Consider the following 18,566-nt stretch of genomic DNA (forward strand, 5'->3'; position numbering starts at 1 on the left):
ACCCGGAAGCTAAGACCCACTGCGCCGATGGTACTGCACTCGGGAGGGTGTGGGAGAGTAGGTCACCGCCGGACAATTTGTCCCGGAACCCCTGAACACTGTGTGTTTGGGGGTTCCGATGTTTAACGCCCAAAACCCCGGATATTCCTTCTGCTGGGGTTCGGGTGTGTGGCCTCCACCGGTGTGGGGGCCACACCTCGTTAACAAGGGGGAGGGGTGTGCGGGCCAGCCTATTGGTCTTGTGGTGTTTTGGTTGCCTGCGCCCACACACCCACGAACACCGCGTTGCTCGGGATGACTAGCAGCCGAAGTTCATTGCATGAGTGCCTGAACCAACGTAGACCGAATGATCAGTGGCTATACCGGCATACTCCTTGATTGTGTCTTTGCAGATCCCTCGAACGTGCAGCCGGCAGCAGAGAGATTCGTCGGTGGGTTCTGTCTCTTCGTCCAATTATTCCGGCCTTGTATTTGTTGGTAGGTTCTGAAGTGGTTTGCAGTGAGGCGCTGTTAAGGGATTGATTCCGAGTATTTCATCTGCAGCAATCACCTATCTGAAGTTAGCAAGTAGTTGCCGTAGTATGGGTCAGTTGCGTTGCGCACTATTGTTGTGATTCGCGGAGGCAACCGCCTGCCCTCGACTAAGATGGATGCAGGCGTTGAATGCCCTACTGAGGGGCAACAAGATTATAGAGCGGGCTCCCGTGAGATGCGGAAGCCAGCTGGTTCATGCGTGGGGTCCAAAACTGAAGACCCTTTTGAGAGGAACACATAAAGTGTCAAACGAAAACAAGGGCTTCGGGTCGAAGGACAACCGCGACCGCAACGATTCTAAGTCGGCTAACAGCGGCGGATTCCGCCGTGGTGGTGACAATAGCCGCGATGATCGTCGCGAAGGTGGTTTCAAGCCCCGTGAAGACCGTGGTGGATACCAGGGTGGAGACCGCCGCGAAAGCGGCTTCAAGCCCCGTGAAGACCGTGGTGGATACCAGGGTGGAGACCGCCGCGAAGGCGGCTTCAAGCCCCGTGAAGACCGTGGTGGAGACCGCCGCGAAAGCGGCTTCAAGCCCCGTGAAGACCGTGGTGGATACCAGGGTGGAGACCGCCGCGAAGGCGGCTTCAAGCCCCGTGAAGACCGTGGTGGATACCAGGGTGGAGACCGCCGCGAAGGCGGCTTCAAGCCCCGTGAAGACCGTGGTGGATACCAGGGTGGAGACCGCCGCGAAGGTGGTTTCAAGCCCCGTGAAGACCGTGGTGGATACCAGGGTGGAGACCGCCGCGAAGGCGGCTTCAAGCCCCGTGAAGACCGTGGTGGATACCAGGGTGGAGACCGCCGCGAAAGCGGCTTCAAGCCCCGTGAAGACCGTAGTGGATACCAGGGTGGAGACCGCCGCGAAGGCGGCTTCAAGCCCCGTGAAGACCGTGGTGGAGACCGCCGCGAAAGCGGCTTCAAGCCCCGTGAAGACCGTGGTGGAGACCGTCGCGAAGGTGGTTTCAAGCCCCGTGAAGACCGTGGTGGATACCAGGGTGGAGACCGTCGCGAAGGAGGTTTCAAGCCCCGTGAAGACCGTGGTGGATACCAGGGTGGAGACCGTCGCGAAGGAGGTTTCAAGCCCCGTGAAGACCGTGGTGGATACCAGGGTGGAGACCGCCGCGAAGGTGGATTCCGCCGCAACGAAGGATCTGCATCGCGTCCAGAGACCAGCACCGCTGATCTCGAAGCACTGCGTGACGACGAGACTGCTCGTCGCCCGCACAACCCGGCCGATCTGCGCAGCTCCAACGGTCCGGACCGCGGGCGCTCTCCGGAGATCGACGATGATGTAACAGGCAAGGAACTGGACCGCATTACCCGTGCGGAACTACGTTACCTCGACGAAACCAACAACGAGTGGGTTTCCAAGCACTTGGTCATGGCCGGTCGTTTGATCGACATCGACCCGATGCTTGCCTATGAGCATACGATTGCCGCGAGCCGTCGCGGTGGCCGCGTGGCCGTCGTACGCGAGGCCGTGGGCCTGGCCGCATACGCCGCCGGCGAATACGCCGAAGCACTGCGCGAATTCCGCACGCACCGCAGGATCAGCGGTTCCAACCTGCACCTTCCGTTGATTGCCGATGCAGAACGCGGCATTGGACGCCCCGGGAAGACCCTGGAAATCGCGCACAGCGAGGTCGTCGAGACCCTGGATGCCAATGGCAAGGTCGAAATGGCCATGGTTGCTTCCGGTGCCCAGAACGATCTTGGCAACCTGGAGGCCGCGCTGGCCGAACTTGAGATCCCGCAGCTGGAACTGAACCGTGCCTTCAGCTACAGCCCGCGTCTGTTCTCCGCGTACGCCGACGCACTGGAAAACCTGGGTCGTAACGAGGAAGCAACGACATGGCGCAAACAGATCTCGGTTGCAGAAGAAGCCCTGGGCACCGGGGAGTTCGAAGAACCGGAGATCATCGACCTTGGTGAAGACGATGAGTCCGATGCCCGCCGCCCGCGTGCACGCGACATTGTTGAGCCGGAAGGTTCCACGTCGGAAGATGACGACGAGGCCGCAGCCGATGAAACGCAGGACGCCTTGTCCGATGAAGACGCCGTTGAGGTTGTCGAGGCCGATTCGCTGACGGATCCGGTCGAGGAATCCAATCCGGATCTGGACATCGAGGAGGCTCCTGTTTCCGCCCCGGAGGGGGCGTCGCCGGTTATCGACCAGGACGAAAACGACGAAAAGTAGGAATTCGATCCACCCATGCTGATTTCAGGTTTTGACGCGCTGCTCTCCGACCTCGATGGCGTCGTGTATGCCGGCAACGAAGCAATCCCTAAGGCCATCGAGGCCTTGAACCGATTGGAAGAGAACTCGGTGGCCTTGGCGTATATCACTAACAACGCCTCTCGGTCACCGGGTGCCGTCGCTGAACACCTGAGGCGGCTTGGTGCCCCCGCGTCTGCAGAACAAGTCTTTGGTTCTGCAGACGTCGGGGCCGAACTCTTGGCCCAAAAAGTTCCGCAAGGTTCCAAGGTCTTGGTCATTGGCAGTGCTTACCTCCGTGATTGCGTAAGTTCCTTTGGCATGGAGATCGTCCCAAGCCACCTGGATGAACCTCACGGGGTTATCCAGGGGTTTGATCCCTCCATCGGGTGGAAAGACCTGGCGGAAGCGGCATTTGCCATCAACGGCGGAGCCATCTGGGTCGCGACCAACACCGACCGGACCATCCCGCGTGCCGAGGGAATAGCTCCGGGCAACGGATCCCTCGTCAAGGCGGTTCGATCGGCCACCACCGTGGAACCGCTGGTGGCTGGCAAGCCTGGCCCCTGGCTGTTTCGACGTGCCGCGGAAACCTTTGAAGCAGTCCGACCGCTGGTGGTGGGGGACAGGCTCGACACCGATATCCTCGGCGGTAACAACGCCGGATACAAAACAGTGCTCGTGCTCACGGGGGTTGATACCGCTCGTGCCGCGCTCACTGCCCGATCGGCTGAGCGGCCCAACTACATCATCACGGACCTCGCCGGTCTCTACGAGGACTATCCCGTCATCGAGGTCACCGGTTTCGGCGTCCGATGCGGTGGGGCGACGGCCTCGGTCAACGGGCATACGATCACCATCGACGGCGACGAGTCGGATCTTGATTCCTGGCGTGCAGCGAGCCAAGCATGGTGGCTGGCGCATCCGAAGCAGGAGCACGTTGACGAACCGGATCTCGAATTTTCGGCAAACGTCGCCACCAAGCCCTAGGCTTGATGGTGATGAGCAGCAATAACCAGCAACCACCTGAAGTCCGCGTCCCGGGCGTGCCCGGCCCTAAACCAGGGGCAGGGTCCAAGCCCCAAGGCGCTGCGCAGACCACGGACCTGGAGATCCTCGAGAGCTTGGCACAGAGACCCGTCGCCGAGCACCTGGCTATTTTCGACCAGTTGCAGGCCGCCCTGGCCGCAGACCTGGATGCCACCTCTCAGGAGCAGCCATGAGCCGCCTTGACCAGGAACTTGTTTCCCGCTCGATGGCCCGTTCACGCACTGACGCGGCCCGGCTTATCTCCGATCAGCGCGTGCACGTAGATGGCGTGCTTGTTTCCAAGGCGGCCAAGAACGTCACGGATAACTCGCAGATCACGGTCCGGGCGGTCGAGGGGGAAGAATTTGTCAGTCGAGCGGGGCACAAGCTAGCCGGAGCGCTTGAGGCATTCTCGCCGATCGAGGTTGCGGGCAAGCGATGCCTGGATGCGGGAGCATCCACTGGTGGATTCACCGATGTGCTTTTGCGCCGCGGGGCAGACCACGTGGAGGCCGTCGACGTGGGTCACGGCCAGCTTGTCCCGGAACTTCGCAACGATGCCAGGGTCCACGTCCATGAGGGCATGAACGTGCGCTACCTGGATCCCGCCGACATTGGGGGAGCGGTCGCGCTCGTGGTTGCCGATCTTTCCTTTATCTCGTTGACCATGGTGATGAACGCGTTGGCCGGGGCGACCGCGCCCGAGGGTGAGCTGGTCCTGATGGTTAAGCCCCAATTCGAGATCGGTCGCGACCAGCTTGCGCGCACCGGGGTCGTCAGCAGTCCCAGCCAGCGTCGCAAGGCCGTGGACGCCGTGATGGCCTCGGCCTTCGAGTGCGGGTTGGCCGTGAAAGGCCTTGCCCGCAGTCCATTGCCCGGCCAGGACGGAAACGTTGAATTCTTCCTGTGGCTGGGCAAGGAACCTGCAGGAAACCCGAACCCTTCTCCACAATCACGCGTCGGGACCGACTCGTGGCCCGGTGTTGACTATTCTTAGACTGGCGGCATCAGAACAGATGTCCTAACCTTCGGTCCGCCGAGGAAGGAACACATGCGCAGGATCTTGGTCCTCACCCACACCGGCCGCAGCGATGCACTCACTGCAGCCATCGACACGTGCTCCCGCCTGCGCGAGGCTGGGCTCATCCCGGTGATGCGTCGGCTCGAGATGCAGGCCGTCCGCAACGCCCCTGACGGGGAGGACCTCGACGTGGAGGTGCTCGACGAGGACACCAGCCTCGATGCCGTGGATCTGGGAGTGGTGCTTGGTGGGGATGGCAGCGTGCTGCGCGCCGCGGAACTAGTCCGCAACGCAGGCGTGCCGTTGCTGGGCGTGAACCTGGGACATGTGGGATTCCTGGCCGAAAGCGAACGCGCTGCCCTGCAGGAAACGGTGCAATGGATCGTTGAACGTCGCTACACCGTCGAGGAACGCATGACCATCGACGTGCAGGTCTTCTTGGACAACCGCCGCATCGCCCACACCTGGGCGCTGAACGAAGCGGCCGTGGAAAAGGCCAACCGGGAACGCATGATCGAGGTCGTCATGGAGGTTGACGGCCGCCCGCTGAGCACCTTTGGCTGCGACGGCGTGGTGATGGCCACCCCCACAGGGTCCACCGCATACGCGTTTTCCGCCGGGGGGCCCGTGGTTTGGCCCGAGGTCGAAGCGTTGGTGATGGTGCCCATCAGTGCGCATGCACTCTTCGCCAAGCCATTGGTGGTGGCCCCGACCTCGGTGCTGGCCATCGAGATCCTGACTCGCACCGATGCCTCGGCGGTACTGTGGTGCGATGGACGTCGCACGATCGAACTGCCTCCGGGTGCCCGCATCGAGGTTACGCGCTCCACCAAGTCCGTGCGTCTGGCCCGGGTTAACCAGACACCGTTCTCCGAACGCCTCGTACACAAGTTCGAATTGCCCATCCAGGGCTGGCGCGGACCGGCGCACTCCGGGGACAGGGAAGCAGCGACGACCGCGTTGCCCATCATTACTCCGGCAATCGAGGTCATCGAACCGCGCCACCACTCACCGAAACCGGAGCCGGAAACCCTTGACAGCAAGGATAATCGGAGGAAGCTGTGATTCAGGAAATTCGCATCAACGACCTGGGCGTCATTTCTCAGGCGACACTTCCGCTGGGCCCGGGCTTTTCCGTGGTCACCGGTGAAACCGGTGCGGGCAAGACCATGGTCATCACCGCCCTCGGACTGTTGCTTGGGCGCCGCGCCGACGCCGGTGCGGTACGCCATGGTGCCAAGCAGGCAGTCGCAGACGCCACGCTGGTGCTGCCGGCGACCAGCAAGGTGCTGGAGCGCGCAGAAGAGACCGGTGCCATGGTCGAACGCTTCGAGGGCGAAGCCGAACTGATCATCTCTCGCACGCTCTCCGCCGAAGGGCGCAGCCGTGCCTCCGTGGGCGGACGTGCTGCACCCGTGGGCGTTCTGGTCGAGCTGGGCGAGGATCTGGTAGCCATACACGGGCAAACAGACCAGCTGCGACTCAAGGGAGCAAGTGCCCAGCGCGCGTCGCTGGACAGGTTCGCGGGAGCCCCGTTGGCGAAAACGCTGGTCGCGTACCAAGATTCCTTCGAGAGGTGGGGCACCGCCTCCACCGAACTCGAGCGGCTGGTATCGGACTCCCGCGAACGCATCCGCGAAGCCGAGTCCTTGCAGGTTGCTCTCGAGGAGATCGACGCCGTTGACCCGCAACCGGCCGAAGACATCGAACTGAAGAACCAGTCGATGAGGCTCTCCAACGTCGAGGCATTGCGCAGCAATGCCGACCTCGCCCACGAATCGCTCAACAACGAGGACTACGAAGCAACCAGCGTCATCTCTTTGGTAGAAACGGCAAAGAACGCCCTGGAGCTGGTTGCTGCCGAGGATGCGGCCATTAAGTCGTTGGCAGAGCGACTGAACGAAATCGGCATCCTCGCTGCGGAGGTCTCCACAGACATTGCCACCTATCTCACCGACCTGGATACCGAGGGACCCGATCGACTGGCTGCCCTCGAGGGACGCCGGTCAGACCTGAACCGGCTGATCCGCAAATACGCGCCGGACATTGACGAGGTCATCGCCTGGGCCCAGACGGCCCGTACCAGGCTGACTGAGCTCCAAGGCGATGACGGGCGCATCGAGGCGTTGCGAACCGAGACGGAGGCCTTGGCCGTGGACGTCGCGGAGCTGGGGGCGAAGCTCTCCAAGCTGCGTTCCAAGGCGGCCAAGGACCTTGCAACGCGGGTGACAGCCGAGCTCGCGGCGTTGGCCATGCCCGATGCAAAATTCGTTGTCGAACTCGAAAAACTGCCCGAGCCGACCCGCCACGGGATCGATGCGATCACCATGCTTCTCCAGCCCCATGCCGGAACAACGCCGAGGCCCTTGGGCAAGGGAGCCTCAGGCGGCGAGCTTTCGAGGGTGATGCTTGCCATCGAGGTGGTGTTGGCCGCGGTGGACCCCGTCCCGACATTCGTCTTCGATGAAGTGGACGCCGGGGTCGGCGGCAAGGCGGCCGTGGAGATCGGCAAACGCCTGGCCATGCTTGCCAAGCACGTGCAGGTGATTGTGGTCACCCACCTGCCTCAAGTCGCCGCCTACGCCGATCGCCATGTGCGCGTGATCAAGTCCTCCAATGTGGCCGGCGCCGACGGAGCCGGCTTTACCGCCAGCGATGTCGTATTGCTGGACGCCGGGGAGAGGGTGCGTGAATTGGCTCGGATGCTTGCGGGCCAGGAGGACTCCTCCACCGCCCAGGCGCACGCCGAGGAACTCTTGGGCGACGCCCAGTCCCTGGTGAATTCGCTCCCGTGATCCGGTGCTTCGCCTTGGGGAAACCTTCAAGGCTGTAGAGTCGTTCCAAACTGTTCAACTACGAAAAGGTGATAGGGTCGAACCCCGTGGTGCAACGTAATCTTCCTCGTGATTCCCGGTCGTCTGAAACGACAAAGCATATCTTCGTCACCGGCGGTGTGGCCTCGTCCCTCGGAAAGGGACTGACGGCTTCCAGCCTCGGTCACCTTCTGCGTGCGCGTGGACTATCCGTCACGATGCAGAAACTAGACCCGTATCTGAACGTGGATCCGGGAACAATGAACCCCTTCCAGCACGGTGAAGTCTTTGTCACCGATGACGGCGCGGAGACCGATCTCGACATCGGCCACTATGAGCGCTTCTTGGACGAAAACCTCACCGGCACAGCCAATGTGACAACAGGCCAGGTCTACTCCGAGGTCATCGAGAAGGAACGCCGCGGCGACTACCTCGGCGACACCGTGCAGGTCATCCCACATATCACCGACGAAATCAAGCGGCGCATGCGCCTGCCGGCCACCGAGCCGGGCAAGGGCCACAAGGCCCCGGACGTGATCATCACCGAAATCGGTGGAACCGTCGGGGACATAGAATCCCAGCCCTTCCTCGAGTCCGCACGCCAAGTGCGCCAGGACATCGGTCGGGGCAACGTCTTCTTCGTCCACGTTTCGTTGGTTCCGTACATCGGTCCCAGCCAGGAGCTGAAGACCAAGCCCACGCAGCACTCCGTTGCTGCACTGCGCTCCATCGGCATCCAGCCCGATGCACTGGTCATCCGCTCCGACCGCGAGATCCCCGCCGAGATGCGCGTGAAGCTCGGCCGCACCTGCGACGTCGATCCCGAAGCAGTGATCAATGCCGCCGACGCGGCAAGCATCTACGACATCCCCGTGGTGATCCACTCCCAGGGCCTGGACGCATACATCGTCCAGCAGCTGGGGATGAAGTTCAAGGACGTGAACTGGTCCAAGTGGAACAAGCTGCTTGACGCGGTCCACAACCCCAAGCATCACCTGGAAATCGCTTTGGTCGGCAAATACATCGAGTTGCCCGACGCCTACCTCTCGGTTACTGAGGCCCTGCGCGCCGGCGGCTTCGCCAACAAGACCAAGGTCCAGATACGGTGGGTGGCCTCGGACGATTGCTCGAGCCCCGAAGGCGCCAAACAGGCCCTGGCCGGCGTTGACGCCATCTGCGTGCCCGGAGGCTTCGGCATCCGCGGCCTGGACGGAAAGCTCGGCGCACTGAAGTACGCTCGCGAAACCGGCCTGCCGACCCTGGGCCTGTGCCTGGGCCTGCAGTCGATGGTCATGGAATACGCACGCAACGTAGTCGGTCTGGTCGATGCCTCGTCCACCGAGTTCGAGCCGGATACCAAGCACCCGGTCATCGCAACCATGGAAGAGCAGCTGGACATCGTCGACGGCAAGGGCGACCTGGGCGGCACCATGCGCCTGGGCCTCTACGAAGCGACCCTCACCGAGGGCTCGGTGGTGGCCACGACCTACGGCAAGACGACCGTGGCCGAGCGCCACCGCCACCGTTACGAGGTCAACAACGCATACCGCGAGCAGCTAGCCGAGGCGGGACTGGTTTTCTCCGGTACCTCCCCGGACGGGAAGCTCGTCGAGTTCGTGGAACTGCCCAAGGACGTTCACCCGTACTACGTCTCCACCCAGGCCCATCCCGAATACGCCAGCCGCCCCACGCGTCCGCACCCGCTCTTCGCAGGGCTGGTCAAGGCAGGACTGGAACACCAGAAGGCCGGTAAGTAACACCATGGCACTGACCGACGGCGAGGCGCTGGGCGATTCGTTCAGCCCTCGTCGCCTGCTTTCATCCGAGACCGTCTACGACGGACGAATCTGGGATGTCTTGCAGGACACTTTCGAATTCGCTCCCGGCATGAAGCCGCTGGTCCGTGACTACATCGACCACCCCGGAGCGGTCGCGGTGCTTGTGCTCAACGATGCCGGGGAAGTGCTGATGATCAACCAATACCGCCATCCGGTGCGCATGAACTTGTGGGAAATCCCGGCAGGGCTCATGGACATCAAAGGCGAGGCCCCGCATCTGGCAGCGGCACGGGAACTGGCTGAAGAAGCGGATCTGGTGGCCAAGGACTGGGCCGTGCTGGTTGACCTGTTCCTGTCCCCGGGCTCATCCTCCGAGGCGATCCGGATCTATCTGGCCCGCAACACCTCCCCGGTGCCCGCTGACCAGCGCCACGAACGCACCGACGAGGAGTCGGACATGGCCACGGCCTGGGTTCCGCTCGATGATGCCATTGCCGGCGTCCTGGAAGGGCTGATCCACAATCCCTCGGCCGTTGCCGGCCTGTTGGCAGCAGCAGCTGCACGCACGGGGGACTATGCTTCCCTGCGCCCGGTCGAAACCCCGTTTGACGTCCACCCCCGCCTGCGCTCAGCCGGGCAACAGGACTAGGCGCGACGCGGCCATGATGACCGGCTCCGGTGCCGACGGCGCAACCACGCGGCTGGAAACGATCCCCGATCCGGGTCGGCAGCCAGGATCGGGGACTGATGAAACCCTGCAAATCACCCGGCAGGAGGCGACCATGGAACTGGAAACGATCCCGGATCCCGTTCCTGCCCCCGGCCCGGATCCGGCGACGCTGCCCATCGGCAGATACTTGGAGACCTACCTGCAACACCTGGCGGTCGAGCGCGGGATGGCCAAGAACACGGTGAGCGCCTACCGTCGGGACCTGTACCGCTACGCAGCATTCCTCCACTCCCTGGACGTGCACGCCCCCGACCAAGTTGCCCTGGGCCACATGACCTCCTTTGCCCAGGCGGTGCGTGAAGGTACCGACGGCGCCGCACCCTTGAGCGCGCGCTCGGCAGCACGGACCATCGTCGCGGTGCGCGGGGTACACAAGTTCTGGGAACTCGAGGGCCTGGCCCCAACCAATCCCGCCGTCGACCTGCACCCGCCCCAGCCCGGGCGCCGACTGCCCAAGGCCATCAGCGTCGCCGATGTAGGCGCGATTCTCGATTCGGTCTCGATCGATACATCGGCAGGACTGCGCGACAAAGCGATCCTCGAATTTCTCTACTCCACCGGGGCACGCATCTCCGAGGCAGTGGGCCTGGACGTCGATGACCTGCATCTTGAGCGCCAGGGCGATGGACCTGCCGTGGTGAGGCTCTTTGGCAAGGGCTCCAAGGAGCGGATCGTTCCTTTGGGTTCCTACGCCATCGAAGCGTTGAACGCGTATCTGGTACGCGGCCGCCCGGAATTGGTTGCCAAGGGCAAGGGCACGGCCGCCCTCTTCCTGAACCAGCGAGGAAGCAGGCTTTCACGCCAATCCGCGTGGTCGGTGCTCACCAAGGCGGCCCAACGAGCTGGTATCGAACAGGACGTTTCCCCGCACACACTGCGCCATTCCTTCGCCACCCACCTGCTCGAAGGCGGCGCGGATGTCCGCGTTGTTCAAGAATTGCTGGGCCACGCCTCGGTGACCACCACACAGGTATACACACTGGTCACCGCCGACACGTTGCGTGAGATCTACGCGGCGGCCCACCCCCGCGCGAACCTCTAGGAAAGGACCGCCCAAGCCATGGTACAAGCCCCAGCAACCCACCCCGTCCAGGTCGTGTTGTGCCTGCCGATCCTGCGCGGACTCACCGGCAACCGGGTGCTGCTCGGGATGAAGCTGCGTGGGTTCGGTGCCGGCCACATCGTGGCACCGGGTGGGAAGATCGAGCCGGGGGAGAAGCCGGCCCAGGCAGCGGCGCGGGAACTACAGGAGGAAACCTCACTGGTTGCCGAATCCGCTTCGTTGGAACCCACGGCCCGGGTCAACTTCCGGTTCCCTGCCAACCCCGCCGCGGACATGGACTGTACCGTTTTTATGGCCTCGGACTTCTCCGGCATGGCGGAACATTCGGATGAACTCGCCCCGGCATGGTATCCGGTGGGACAATTGCCTCTGGCCAAGATGTGGGAAGACTCTTCGTTGTGGCTGGGCCGGATGCTTCTGGGTGAACGGTTCGACGTGCTGGTCCTCATGGCACAGGACAACGAATCGGTTGCACGGTTTGCCACGATCCCCTGGCCTGAGAATAAAATCCCACTGACGCCTCTGAGCGAAGCGGACTTTCCGACCGCGACGTAAGCAGGCCCACGGACTGCGTTGACTGCTTGGAAGGCATGGGACTCCGGTTCTTGCGGAAATCCGGCGGCGACCTACACGCTGGATGGTGTCAGCTCCACCACCGTGGTTGTGGATGAAAGCGCACTCGCCCTGGCATTGGTGACCGAAACGGACCATCTCGGCATTGCGCGCTCCACCGAAAGCAAACTATGCAATTTGGCCACGTCCTTGGACCACCAGGACAAAGTGGTGCAGTCGGATGCATGGACTGGCTATTTGGGGTTCAACGATGCGGCCGAACGAACCGCGTACCTTGAATCCAGCGAGTACCAGCGGTCCGTTGAAGCTGCAGCGTCACTGAAGCTGAAATGTACTAACCAGAGCGCGACGCCAAAATCGCGAGGGACGGATTCATTGGAATCCGTCCCTCGCTACTTTGTTTGTCTGCTTCTCTTGATTACAGAGCGCGCTGCTCCGGGCCGTTGTAGGCCGAAAGTGGGCGGATCAGCGAGTTGTTGGCACGCTGCTCGGCAATGTGCGCGGTCCAGCCGACAATGCGCGAGGCAATGAACAGCGGGGTGAACATCTCGGTGTCGAAGCCCATCAGGTGGTACGTCGGGCCCGCCGGGTAATCAAGATTCGGCTTGATGTCCTTCGCCTCGTCCATTGCGGCTTCAAGTCCGTCGTAGAGGCCCAGCATCTCACCGCGGCCGAAGTGCTCGATCATCTTGTCCAGTGCGGCCTTCATGGTCGGGACCCGTGAGTCGCCGCTCTTGTAGACGCGATGCCCAAAGCCCATGACCTTCTTCTTCGCAGCCAGTGCATCTTCCATCCAGGCCTTGGCCCGGGCAGCGGCATGCTCGCGGGTTTCGTCCTTGTCGATGCCGATTTCCTGGAAGGTGTGCATGACCGCCTCGTTGGCGCCGCCGTGCAGCGAGCCCTTGAGTGCACCGATGGCACCGGTGACCGCCGAGTGCATATCCGAAAGCGTCGAGGTGATCACCCGGGCGGTGAACGTGGAGGCGTTGAAGGAGTGCTCCGCATACAGGACCATGGAGACGCGGAATGCATCCGCGACCTCGGGGGCTGCCTCCTCGCCGAAGGTCATCCACAGGAAGTTCTGCGAATAATCCAGGTCCTCGCGCGCTTCGACGACGCCCAGTCCGCGGCGGCGGCGCTGGTCGTAGGCGACGACCGCCGGGAAAGCCGCAAAGAGTTCTTTGGCCTTGATCAGCTCGGCCTCCGGGGAGGAGTCCTCTGCCAGTGCGTGGCATGCCCCGATGACGGAGACCGCGGTGCGGCCCACATCCATCGGGTGGCAATCCAACGGCAGCAGATCGATCGCTGCCTTGACGTTGGACGACAGTGCACGCCCTGCACGCTCTGCGGCAATGAAGTCCGTGAGCTCGATTTCGCTGGGAAGCTCGCCGGTCCACAGCAGCAGTGCCACTTCCTCGAAGCTCTTGGACGCGGCCAGGTCCTGGACCGGGTAGCCGCGGTAGAGCAGGGAGTTGGTGTCGGGGTTGACCTTGGAGATAGCGGTGTAATCCACCACGACGCCGGCAAGGCCCTTCTTGATCTCTGTTTCAGTCATCACTTCGCTCCTGTTTCCTACAGATTCGCGTTGTTCGAGTCGATATCCAGTTCGGGCACCTGGAAATTGAATATCCCGGTATCGAAGCGGTTATAGGCCTCATAGTCAACGAGCTCGTAGAGACGAGCACGGGTCAACATAGAATCTACCCGAGACTCTTGGGTTCCGTCGGCACTGATCGCATCAAGCACGCGCTCGGCTTCGCCCATGGCGCTGCGCAGCAACGTCACCGGGTAGATGACCATGGCAACACCGGTGTCCGCCAGCTCCTGGCGGGTGAACAGGGCGGACTTGCCGAACTCCGTCATGTTCGCCAGCACCGGGACATCCACGGCGCTGCAGACCGCTTCGAACTCCGAAAGGTCCTTCATCGCCTCGGGGAAGATGGCATCTGCTCCGGCATCGACCAGCGCCTTGGCCCTGTTGATCGCCGCATCCAGCCCTTCCACGGCACGCACGTCGGTGCGCGCCATGATCAGGAAGTTCGGATCCCGGCGGGCATCCGCCGCTGCGGCAATACGCTTGACCATGGTTTCCAGGTCAACGACGTTCTTGCCGTCCAGGTGGCCGCAGCGCTTGGGATTAAACTGGTCCTCGATGTGGCAGCCGGCCAATCCGGCGTGCTCGAGTTCCTGGATGGTGCGGGCCACGTTCATCGGCTCTCCGAAGCCGGTGTCGGCATCCACCAAGGAAGGCAGGTCGCTCATCCGGGCGATCTGGCCGGCCCGGGTGGCGACCTCGGTCAACGTGGTCAGCCCGACGTCGGGCAGCCCAAGGTCGTTGGCCAGCACCGCACCGGAGATGTAGACACCGTCGAAGCCCTTTTCGCTGATCAGCTTGGCCGATAGCGGGTTGAAGGCTCCGGGGAACTGGCGTGCCGCACCCGGAATGAGCATCTCGCGCATGGCCACGCGCTTCTGCTCGGGGGTGGTGTGTGAATACAACATGCTAGAACAGTCCCTTGGGTGCTGCGGCGATGTCAATGACACCGGGGGCCGCGAGGATGTTCAGCTGGTCAAGCTCTCCGGCGCCCAGGTTGCCTAGGTTCTCCGCCGCCGCGAGGAAACGTTCGATTTCGGTTTCCTCGACCACGTCCGCGGCCAGGGTGCGGAACTTGTTGATGTACTGCTCACGGGCGAAGGGCCGTGCGCCGAGCGGATGCGCGTCCGCTACGGCGATCTCGTCGGTGATCACGGTGCCGTCGGCCAGGGTGATGACCACGGTGCCGCCGAAGGCTTTCTCGGAGATGTCCAGCGAGTGGTAGCGACGCGTCCACTCGGTGTCTTCCTCGGTGGTGACCTTGTTCCACAGCTCAACGGTGTCAGCGCGGCCAGCACGCTCGGGGGCGTAGGAGTCCACGTGGTGCCAGGAACCGTCCTGCAGGGCCACCGCGAAGATGTAGGGGATCGAGTGGTCAAGGGTTTCACGCGACGCGGTCGGATCGTACTTCTGCGGATCGTTGGCGCCCGAGCCGATCACGTTGTGGGTGTGGTGGGAGGTCTTGATCAGGATCGAGGCGACGTTCTTCGGGTCGGTTGCCTCGGGGTGCTCGCGGTTGATCTTGCGGGCCAGGTCGATCAGTGCCTGGGCCTGGTACTCCGCGGAGTGCTCCTTGGTGTAGGTGTCAAGGATGGCGCGCTTGGCTTCGCCGGGGCCCGGAAGCGGGACCGTGTAGGCGGCGTCGGGGCCATCGAGCATCCAGGCGATGACGCCGTCTTCTCCCTCATAGATCGGCACCGGGGAAGTCTGGCCCCGCATGGCGCGGTCAGCGGCCTCTACGGCCATCTTGCCGGCGAATGCCGGTGCGTGGGCCTTCCAAGTGGAGATCTCGCCCTTGCGCGACTGGCGGGTGGCGGTGGTGGTGTGCAGTCCCTGGCCGACGGCCTGGAAGATGGTTTCCACCTCAAGGCCCAGCAGGGTGCCGATGCCGGCAGCCGCGGACGGACCTAGGTGGGCGACGTGGTCGATCTTGTGCTCGTGCAGGCAGATGGACTTGACCAGGTCGACCTGGATCTCGTATCCGGTGGCGAGTGCGCGGATCAGGTCCTTGCCGTTGGCGCCCGTGTGCTGAGCGACGGCAAGGATCGGCGGGATGTTGTCGCCCGGGTGCGAGTACTCGGCCGAAAGGAATGTGTCGTGGTAGTCGAGTTCACGCACGGCAACCCCGTTGGCCCAAGCAGCCCACTCGGGGGAGACCTTCTCGGGGATCCCAAAGACCGAGGCGCCGGCGCCACCGGTTGACGGTGCGTGGCTCAGTGCCTGGGCACGCGCGGAAACGATGGGGCCGCGGTTCAACGAGGCGATGGCCACCGAGGCGTTGTCGATGACACGGTTGATGATCATCTCGGTGACGTCCGCCTGGACCTCGACGGGATCTGCTGCGACCGTGGCGATCTTGTGCGCGAGCTGGTCCTGGTGGGCCAGGGTTTCTTCACTGCGGTAAACACGTACTGGGTGATTGATCATTTAGGTGTCCTCTCTGGAACCGGCATGGGTTTTGATGTGTTCAAGACTGTGGTGGAGGTGCAACTGGGTGGCGGCCGCGGCGACCTCGGGGTTTCGTGCGGCTATCCCCTCGGCAATTGCCGCATGCTCGAGCGCGGAGACTGCGAGCCGCTCGGGGTCATCCTGGGCCAGGCGCCGGACCCGGGCCAGGTGCACACGCAGGGAACGCAGGGCCTGGCTGATATACGGGTTGGACACCGCGGCATCGATGCAGCTGTCCAGCTCAGCGGCAAGATCGTAGAACGCCTCGCGGGATCCCGGATCCGTCCTGCGGCCCGCCTCCAGGAAGCGTGAGCGAAGCCGGACAAAATCTTCGGGGTTCGAACGCCTCGCGGCAATGCGCGCCGATTCGATTTCCAGCGCACGGCGCAGGGCGAAAAGGTCATCGATGTGTTCGAGGGAGACATCCGAGACAACCGCGCCTCGTCCACGATGCTGGACGGCCAAGCCATCGGCGACCAGGCGTGCCAATGCCTCGCGCAGCGGTGTGCGTGAGACCCCAAGGCGTTCGGCCTGTTCGACCTCGCCTAGGACGGCGCCGGGACGCAACCGCCATTCGACGATCTCCGTCCGCAGGACCTCATAGGCTCTATCGCTCGCTCTCATGTTCCCAATTGTATACACGAGTTAGAGAAAAATGCTTGTTTACCGAAAGTTGCTGGAAGTTCTTCGTGAATCTGTATACATTGATCTTGAAAATACGTGTCGTAGGTCATAGGCTCGGACTCACCCCGCACGACACCCCACACTGAATGGATGGATGGTTCGCATGGCACCGACTTACGCGCAGACCTTTGCCGACGCCACAAGCGACCCGGCGGCCTTCTGGCTGGACGCCGCCGCATCGATTGATTGGGACACGGAGCCGGTCATCGGCCTGGACGAAAGCCGGGCACCGATCTACGCCTGGTACCCGGACGGGGTCCTGAACGTATGCCACAACGCACTGGACCGCCACGTGACCGCCGGCCGCGGGGCAAGCACCGCGCTGATCTACGACTCGGCCGTGCTCGGTATCCAGGAAACCTACAGCTATGCCGAACTCCTGGAGAAGGTCGCACGCTTCGCCGGAGTCCTGCTGGAACGGGGGATCGGCCTGGGCGACAGGGTGCTGATCTACCTGCCGATGATCCCGCAGGCGCACATCGCAATGCTTGCCTGTGCCCGCATCGGAGCGGTGCACTCGGTGGTCTTTGGCGGCTTCGCGGCGAAGGAACTGGCAGCGCGCATCGACGATGCCACACCGTCGGCGATCATCACGGCTTCCGGTGGCATCGAGCCCTCGCGCCGCGTTGAATACCTGCCAGCGGTCAATGAGGCGATCGAGATGGCCGGGCACCAAGTCCCCACGGTCATCGTCACCCACCGCGATGGATTCAACCACCAGCGCTCCGAATACGGGGGAGGGGACACCACTTGGTACGACTGGGACGACCTGGCCCTCCATGCCGCGCCGGCCCAAGCGGTCCCGGTGCCTTCCACACACCCGCTCTATATCCTTTACACCTCCGGCACCACTGGCTCCCCCAAGGGAGTGGTTCGTGACTCCGGGGGATACGCGGTGGCCATGGACTACTCGATGCGCAAGGTCTACGACGTGGGGCCCGGTTCCACCATGCTCACCGCCTCCGACGTCGGTTGGGTCGTTGGCCATTCCTACATCGTCTACGGGCCGTTGATCGCTGGGGCCACCACCGTGCTCTACGAGGGCAAGCCTGTGGGCACCCCCGACGCCAGTGCCTTCTGGAGGCTTATCGAAGAGCACAAGGTCGACACCTTCTTCACCGCCCCCACCGCCCTGCGAGCCATCCGAAAGGCGGACCCGGACGCCGAGCTGCTGGCCGGGCGCGACATCTCCAGCCTGAAGAACTTCTTCGTGGCGGGGGAGCGCCTGGACCCGGATACCTACACGTGGGCCGGGGAGAAGCTCGGGGTCCCGGTGGTGGATAACTGGTGGCAGACCGAAACCGGCTGGCCGATAGCCTCGAACTGCATGGGACTGCAGATCCTGGAGCTCAAGGCGGGATCTCCCACCGTCCCGGTGCCCGGCTACGACGTAAGGATCCTGGACGGGTTCGGCGACGAGGTCGCCGCCAACGAGGAAGGGAACATCGCCATCAAGCTGCCGCTGCCTCCCGGAACGCTGGCCACGTTGTGGGGCAACGACCAACGTTTCATCGAGACCTACCTTGACCAGTTCCCGGGCTACTACACCACTGGGGACTCCGGATTCATGGATGAGGACGGCTACCTGTTCGTGATGGGCCGCACCGACGACGTCATTAACGTCTCGGGCCACCGCCTGTCCACCGGCGCCATGGAACAAGTCCTGGGATCGCACCAAGCAGTGGCCGAATGCGCGGTCATCGGGGTGGCCGACGCACTCAAGGGACAGCGGCCCAGCGGGTACGTCGTGCTCAAGACCGGGGCGCGGATCACAGAGGAGGAGCTCGGCAGGGAACTGGTGGCACTGGTGCGCGCGCATATCGGCCCGGTTGCCGATTTCCGCGAGGTGCGCGTCGTGCAGGCGCTGCCCAAGACGCGCTCGGGCAAGATCCTGCGCAAGACCATGCGGCAGATCGCCGACGGGAAGGCCTACGTGGTTCCTTCCACCATCGAGGACCCGCAGGTCATTGACGAACTGATCCCGTTCCTCGCGCCCCCGAAATAACCGGTGGGCGCCGGGTTCCCTTCGTGGCTGGTTCACTGAGCGGGGCGAAGCACCGGAAGCATCGCCCGGCGCAACGGATGC

Annotated in this window: 16 protein-coding genes and 1 rRNA gene; 12 read left to right on the top strand and 5 right to left on the bottom strand. The window is 63.2% G+C overall.

All coding sequences use genetic code 11. The features are described from left to right. Positions 1–74: ribosomal RNA gene (rrf, locus tag ABEA12_RS18680) — 5S ribosomal RNA — on the top strand; the annotation flags it as partial. Between the two features lie 705 nt (positions 75–779). Here rrf and ABEA12_RS09060 read toward each other — a convergent pair. Continuing rightward, positions 780–1,757 (bottom strand): hypothetical protein, encoded by a 978-nt coding sequence (locus ABEA12_RS09060; protein ID WP_345467753.1) that lies wholly within the window; start codon positions 1,755–1,757, stop codon positions 780–782. Positions 1,758–1,913: 156 nt separating this feature from the next. Here ABEA12_RS09060 and ABEA12_RS09065 point away from each other — a divergent pair, with 156 nt between their 5' ends. The 10 genes from ABEA12_RS09065 (at position 1,914) to ABEA12_RS09110 (ending at position 11,736) form a co-directional block, all read left to right on the top strand. Next, the gene (locus ABEA12_RS09065) at positions 1,914–2,729 is read left to right on the top strand and encodes a hypothetical protein (protein WP_210101275.1); all 816 of its coding nucleotides are present in this window, start codon (positions 1,914–1,916) and stop codon (positions 2,727–2,729) included. A 15-nt stretch (positions 2,730–2,744) separates the two neighbouring features. Next, a complete protein-coding gene (locus ABEA12_RS09070; RefSeq protein ID WP_210101274.1) occupies positions 2,745–3,737 on the top strand; it encodes an HAD-IIA family hydrolase in 993 nt (330 codons plus the stop codon). A gap of 11 nt (positions 3,738–3,748) precedes the next feature. Continuing rightward, positions 3,749–3,970: a hypothetical protein gene (locus ABEA12_RS09075; protein WP_210101273.1), complete on the top strand. Its 222-nt coding sequence runs from the start codon at positions 3,749–3,751 to the stop codon at positions 3,968–3,970. Next, positions 3,967–4,773 carry a TlyA family RNA methyltransferase gene (locus ABEA12_RS09080; protein WP_210101272.1) on the top strand — a complete coding sequence of 269 codons (807 nt, stop codon included), beginning with the start codon at positions 3,967–3,969 and terminating at the stop codon, positions 4,771–4,773. The genes ABEA12_RS09075 and ABEA12_RS09080 overlap by 4 nt, the downstream gene beginning before the upstream one ends. Positions 4,774–4,827: 54 nt before the next feature. Next, the gene (locus ABEA12_RS09085; protein WP_210101271.1) at positions 4,828–5,862 is read left to right on the top strand and encodes an NAD kinase; all 1,035 of its coding nucleotides are present in this window, start codon (positions 4,828–4,830) and stop codon (positions 5,860–5,862) included. Beyond that, on the top strand, positions 5,859–7,592 hold the full coding sequence (gene recN, locus ABEA12_RS09090; protein WP_210101270.1) for a DNA repair protein RecN: 1,734 nt from the start codon (positions 5,859–5,861) through the stop codon (positions 7,590–7,592). Before ABEA12_RS09085 ends, recN begins: the two co-directional genes overlap by 4 nt. A 68-nt stretch (positions 7,593–7,660) precedes the next feature. Continuing rightward, on the top strand, positions 7,661–9,367 hold the full coding sequence (gene pyrG / locus ABEA12_RS09095) for a CTP synthase (RefSeq protein ID WP_345467763.1): 1,707 nt from the start codon (positions 7,661–7,663) through the stop codon (positions 9,365–9,367). Positions 9,368–9,371: 4 nt separating this feature from the next. Continuing rightward, a complete protein-coding gene (locus ABEA12_RS09100) occupies positions 9,372–10,037 on the top strand; it encodes an NUDIX domain-containing protein (protein WP_210101268.1) in 666 nt (221 codons plus the stop codon). Positions 10,038–10,170: 133 nt separating this feature from the next. After that, entirely contained in the window at positions 10,171–11,160 is a 990-nt protein-coding gene (gene xerD, locus ABEA12_RS09105) for a site-specific tyrosine recombinase XerD (RefSeq protein ID WP_210102604.1), read from the top strand. 18 nt (positions 11,161–11,178) lie between these two features. Next, positions 11,179–11,736, top strand: coding sequence for an 8-oxo-dGTP diphosphatase (locus tag ABEA12_RS09110; RefSeq protein ID WP_210101267.1), 558 nt, complete (start codon positions 11,179–11,181; stop codon positions 11,734–11,736). Positions 11,737–12,172: 436 nt separating this feature from the next. Here ABEA12_RS09110 and ABEA12_RS09115 read toward each other — a convergent pair whose 3' ends face one another. The 4 genes from ABEA12_RS09115 to ABEA12_RS09130 are packed head-to-tail and all read right to left on the bottom strand — an operon-like array spanning position 12,173 to position 16,420. Then, complete coding sequence (locus tag ABEA12_RS09115) at positions 12,173–13,309, bottom strand: bifunctional 2-methylcitrate synthase/citrate synthase (RefSeq protein ID WP_210101266.1); 1,137 nt, start codon at positions 13,307–13,309, stop codon at positions 12,173–12,175. Between the two features lie 17 nt (positions 13,310–13,326). Beyond that, positions 13,327–14,256: a methylisocitrate lyase gene (prpB, locus tag ABEA12_RS09120; RefSeq protein WP_210101265.1), complete on the bottom strand. Its 930-nt coding sequence runs from the start codon at positions 14,254–14,256 to the stop codon at positions 13,327–13,329. Position 14,257: 1 nt separating this feature from the next. Further along, positions 14,258–15,775, bottom strand: coding sequence for an MmgE/PrpD family protein (locus ABEA12_RS09125; RefSeq protein WP_210101264.1), 1,518 nt, complete (start codon positions 15,773–15,775; stop codon positions 14,258–14,260). After that, complete coding sequence (locus tag ABEA12_RS09130; protein ID WP_210101263.1) at positions 15,776–16,420, bottom strand: GntR family transcriptional regulator; 645 nt, start codon at positions 16,418–16,420, stop codon at positions 15,776–15,778. It abuts the gene before it with no gap. 163 nt (positions 16,421–16,583) lie between these two features. Between ABEA12_RS09130 and ABEA12_RS09135 the strand changes: the two genes are divergently transcribed. Then, positions 16,584–18,485 (top strand): AMP-binding protein, encoded by a 1,902-nt coding sequence (locus ABEA12_RS09135; RefSeq protein ID WP_210101262.1) that lies wholly within the window; start codon positions 16,584–16,586, stop codon positions 18,483–18,485. Positions 18,486–18,566 lie beyond the last annotated feature (81 nt).

The sequence above is a fragment of the Paeniglutamicibacter antarcticus genome (assembly GCF_039544305.1).
Taxonomy (GTDB): Bacteria; Actinomycetota; Actinomycetes; order Actinomycetales; family Micrococcaceae; genus Paeniglutamicibacter; species Paeniglutamicibacter antarcticus_C.

What these genes read in the sequence shown, in the direction of transcription:
- ABEA12_RS09065 (WP_210101275.1), top strand. Translation starts at nt 1,914, where the DNA reads ATGGCCGGTCGTTTGATCGACATCGACCCGATGCTTGCCTATGAGCAT.
- ABEA12_RS09080 (WP_210101272.1), top strand. Translation starts at nt 3,967, where the DNA reads ATGAGCCGCCTTGACCAGGAACTTGTTTCCCGCTCGATGGCCCGTTCA.
- ABEA12_RS09130 (WP_210101263.1), bottom strand. Translation starts at nt 16,420, where the DNA reads ATGAGAGCGAGCGATAGAGCCTATGAGGTCCTGCGGACGGAGATCGTC.
- ABEA12_RS09100 (WP_210101268.1), top strand. Translation starts at nt 9,372, where the DNA reads ATGGCACTGACCGACGGCGAGGCGCTGGGCGATTCGTTCAGCCCTCGT.
- prpB (WP_210101265.1), bottom strand. Translation starts at nt 14,256, where the DNA reads ATGTTGTATTCACACACCACCCCCGAGCAGAAGCGCGTGGCCATGCGC.
- ABEA12_RS09110 (WP_210101267.1), top strand. Translation starts at nt 11,179, where the DNA reads ATGGTACAAGCCCCAGCAACCCACCCCGTCCAGGTCGTGTTGTGCCTG.
- ABEA12_RS09075 (WP_210101273.1), top strand. Translation starts at nt 3,749, where the DNA reads ATGAGCAGCAATAACCAGCAACCACCTGAAGTCCGCGTCCCGGGCGTG.
- ABEA12_RS09125 (WP_210101264.1), bottom strand. Translation starts at nt 15,775, where the DNA reads ATGATCAATCACCCAGTACGTGTTTACCGCAGTGAAGAAACCCTGGCC.
- ABEA12_RS09135 (WP_210101262.1), top strand. Translation starts at nt 16,584, where the DNA reads ATGGCACCGACTTACGCGCAGACCTTTGCCGACGCCACAAGCGACCCG.
- ABEA12_RS09115 (WP_210101266.1), bottom strand. Translation starts at nt 13,309, where the DNA reads ATGACTGAAACAGAGATCAAGAAGGGCCTTGCCGGCGTCGTGGTGGAT.
- xerD (WP_210102604.1), top strand. Translation starts at nt 10,171, where the DNA reads ATGGAACTGGAAACGATCCCGGATCCCGTTCCTGCCCCCGGCCCGGAT.
- ABEA12_RS09085 (WP_210101271.1), top strand. Translation starts at nt 4,828, where the DNA reads ATGCGCAGGATCTTGGTCCTCACCCACACCGGCCGCAGCGATGCACTC.
- ABEA12_RS09070 (WP_210101274.1), top strand. Translation starts at nt 2,745, where the DNA reads ATGCTGATTTCAGGTTTTGACGCGCTGCTCTCCGACCTCGATGGCGTC.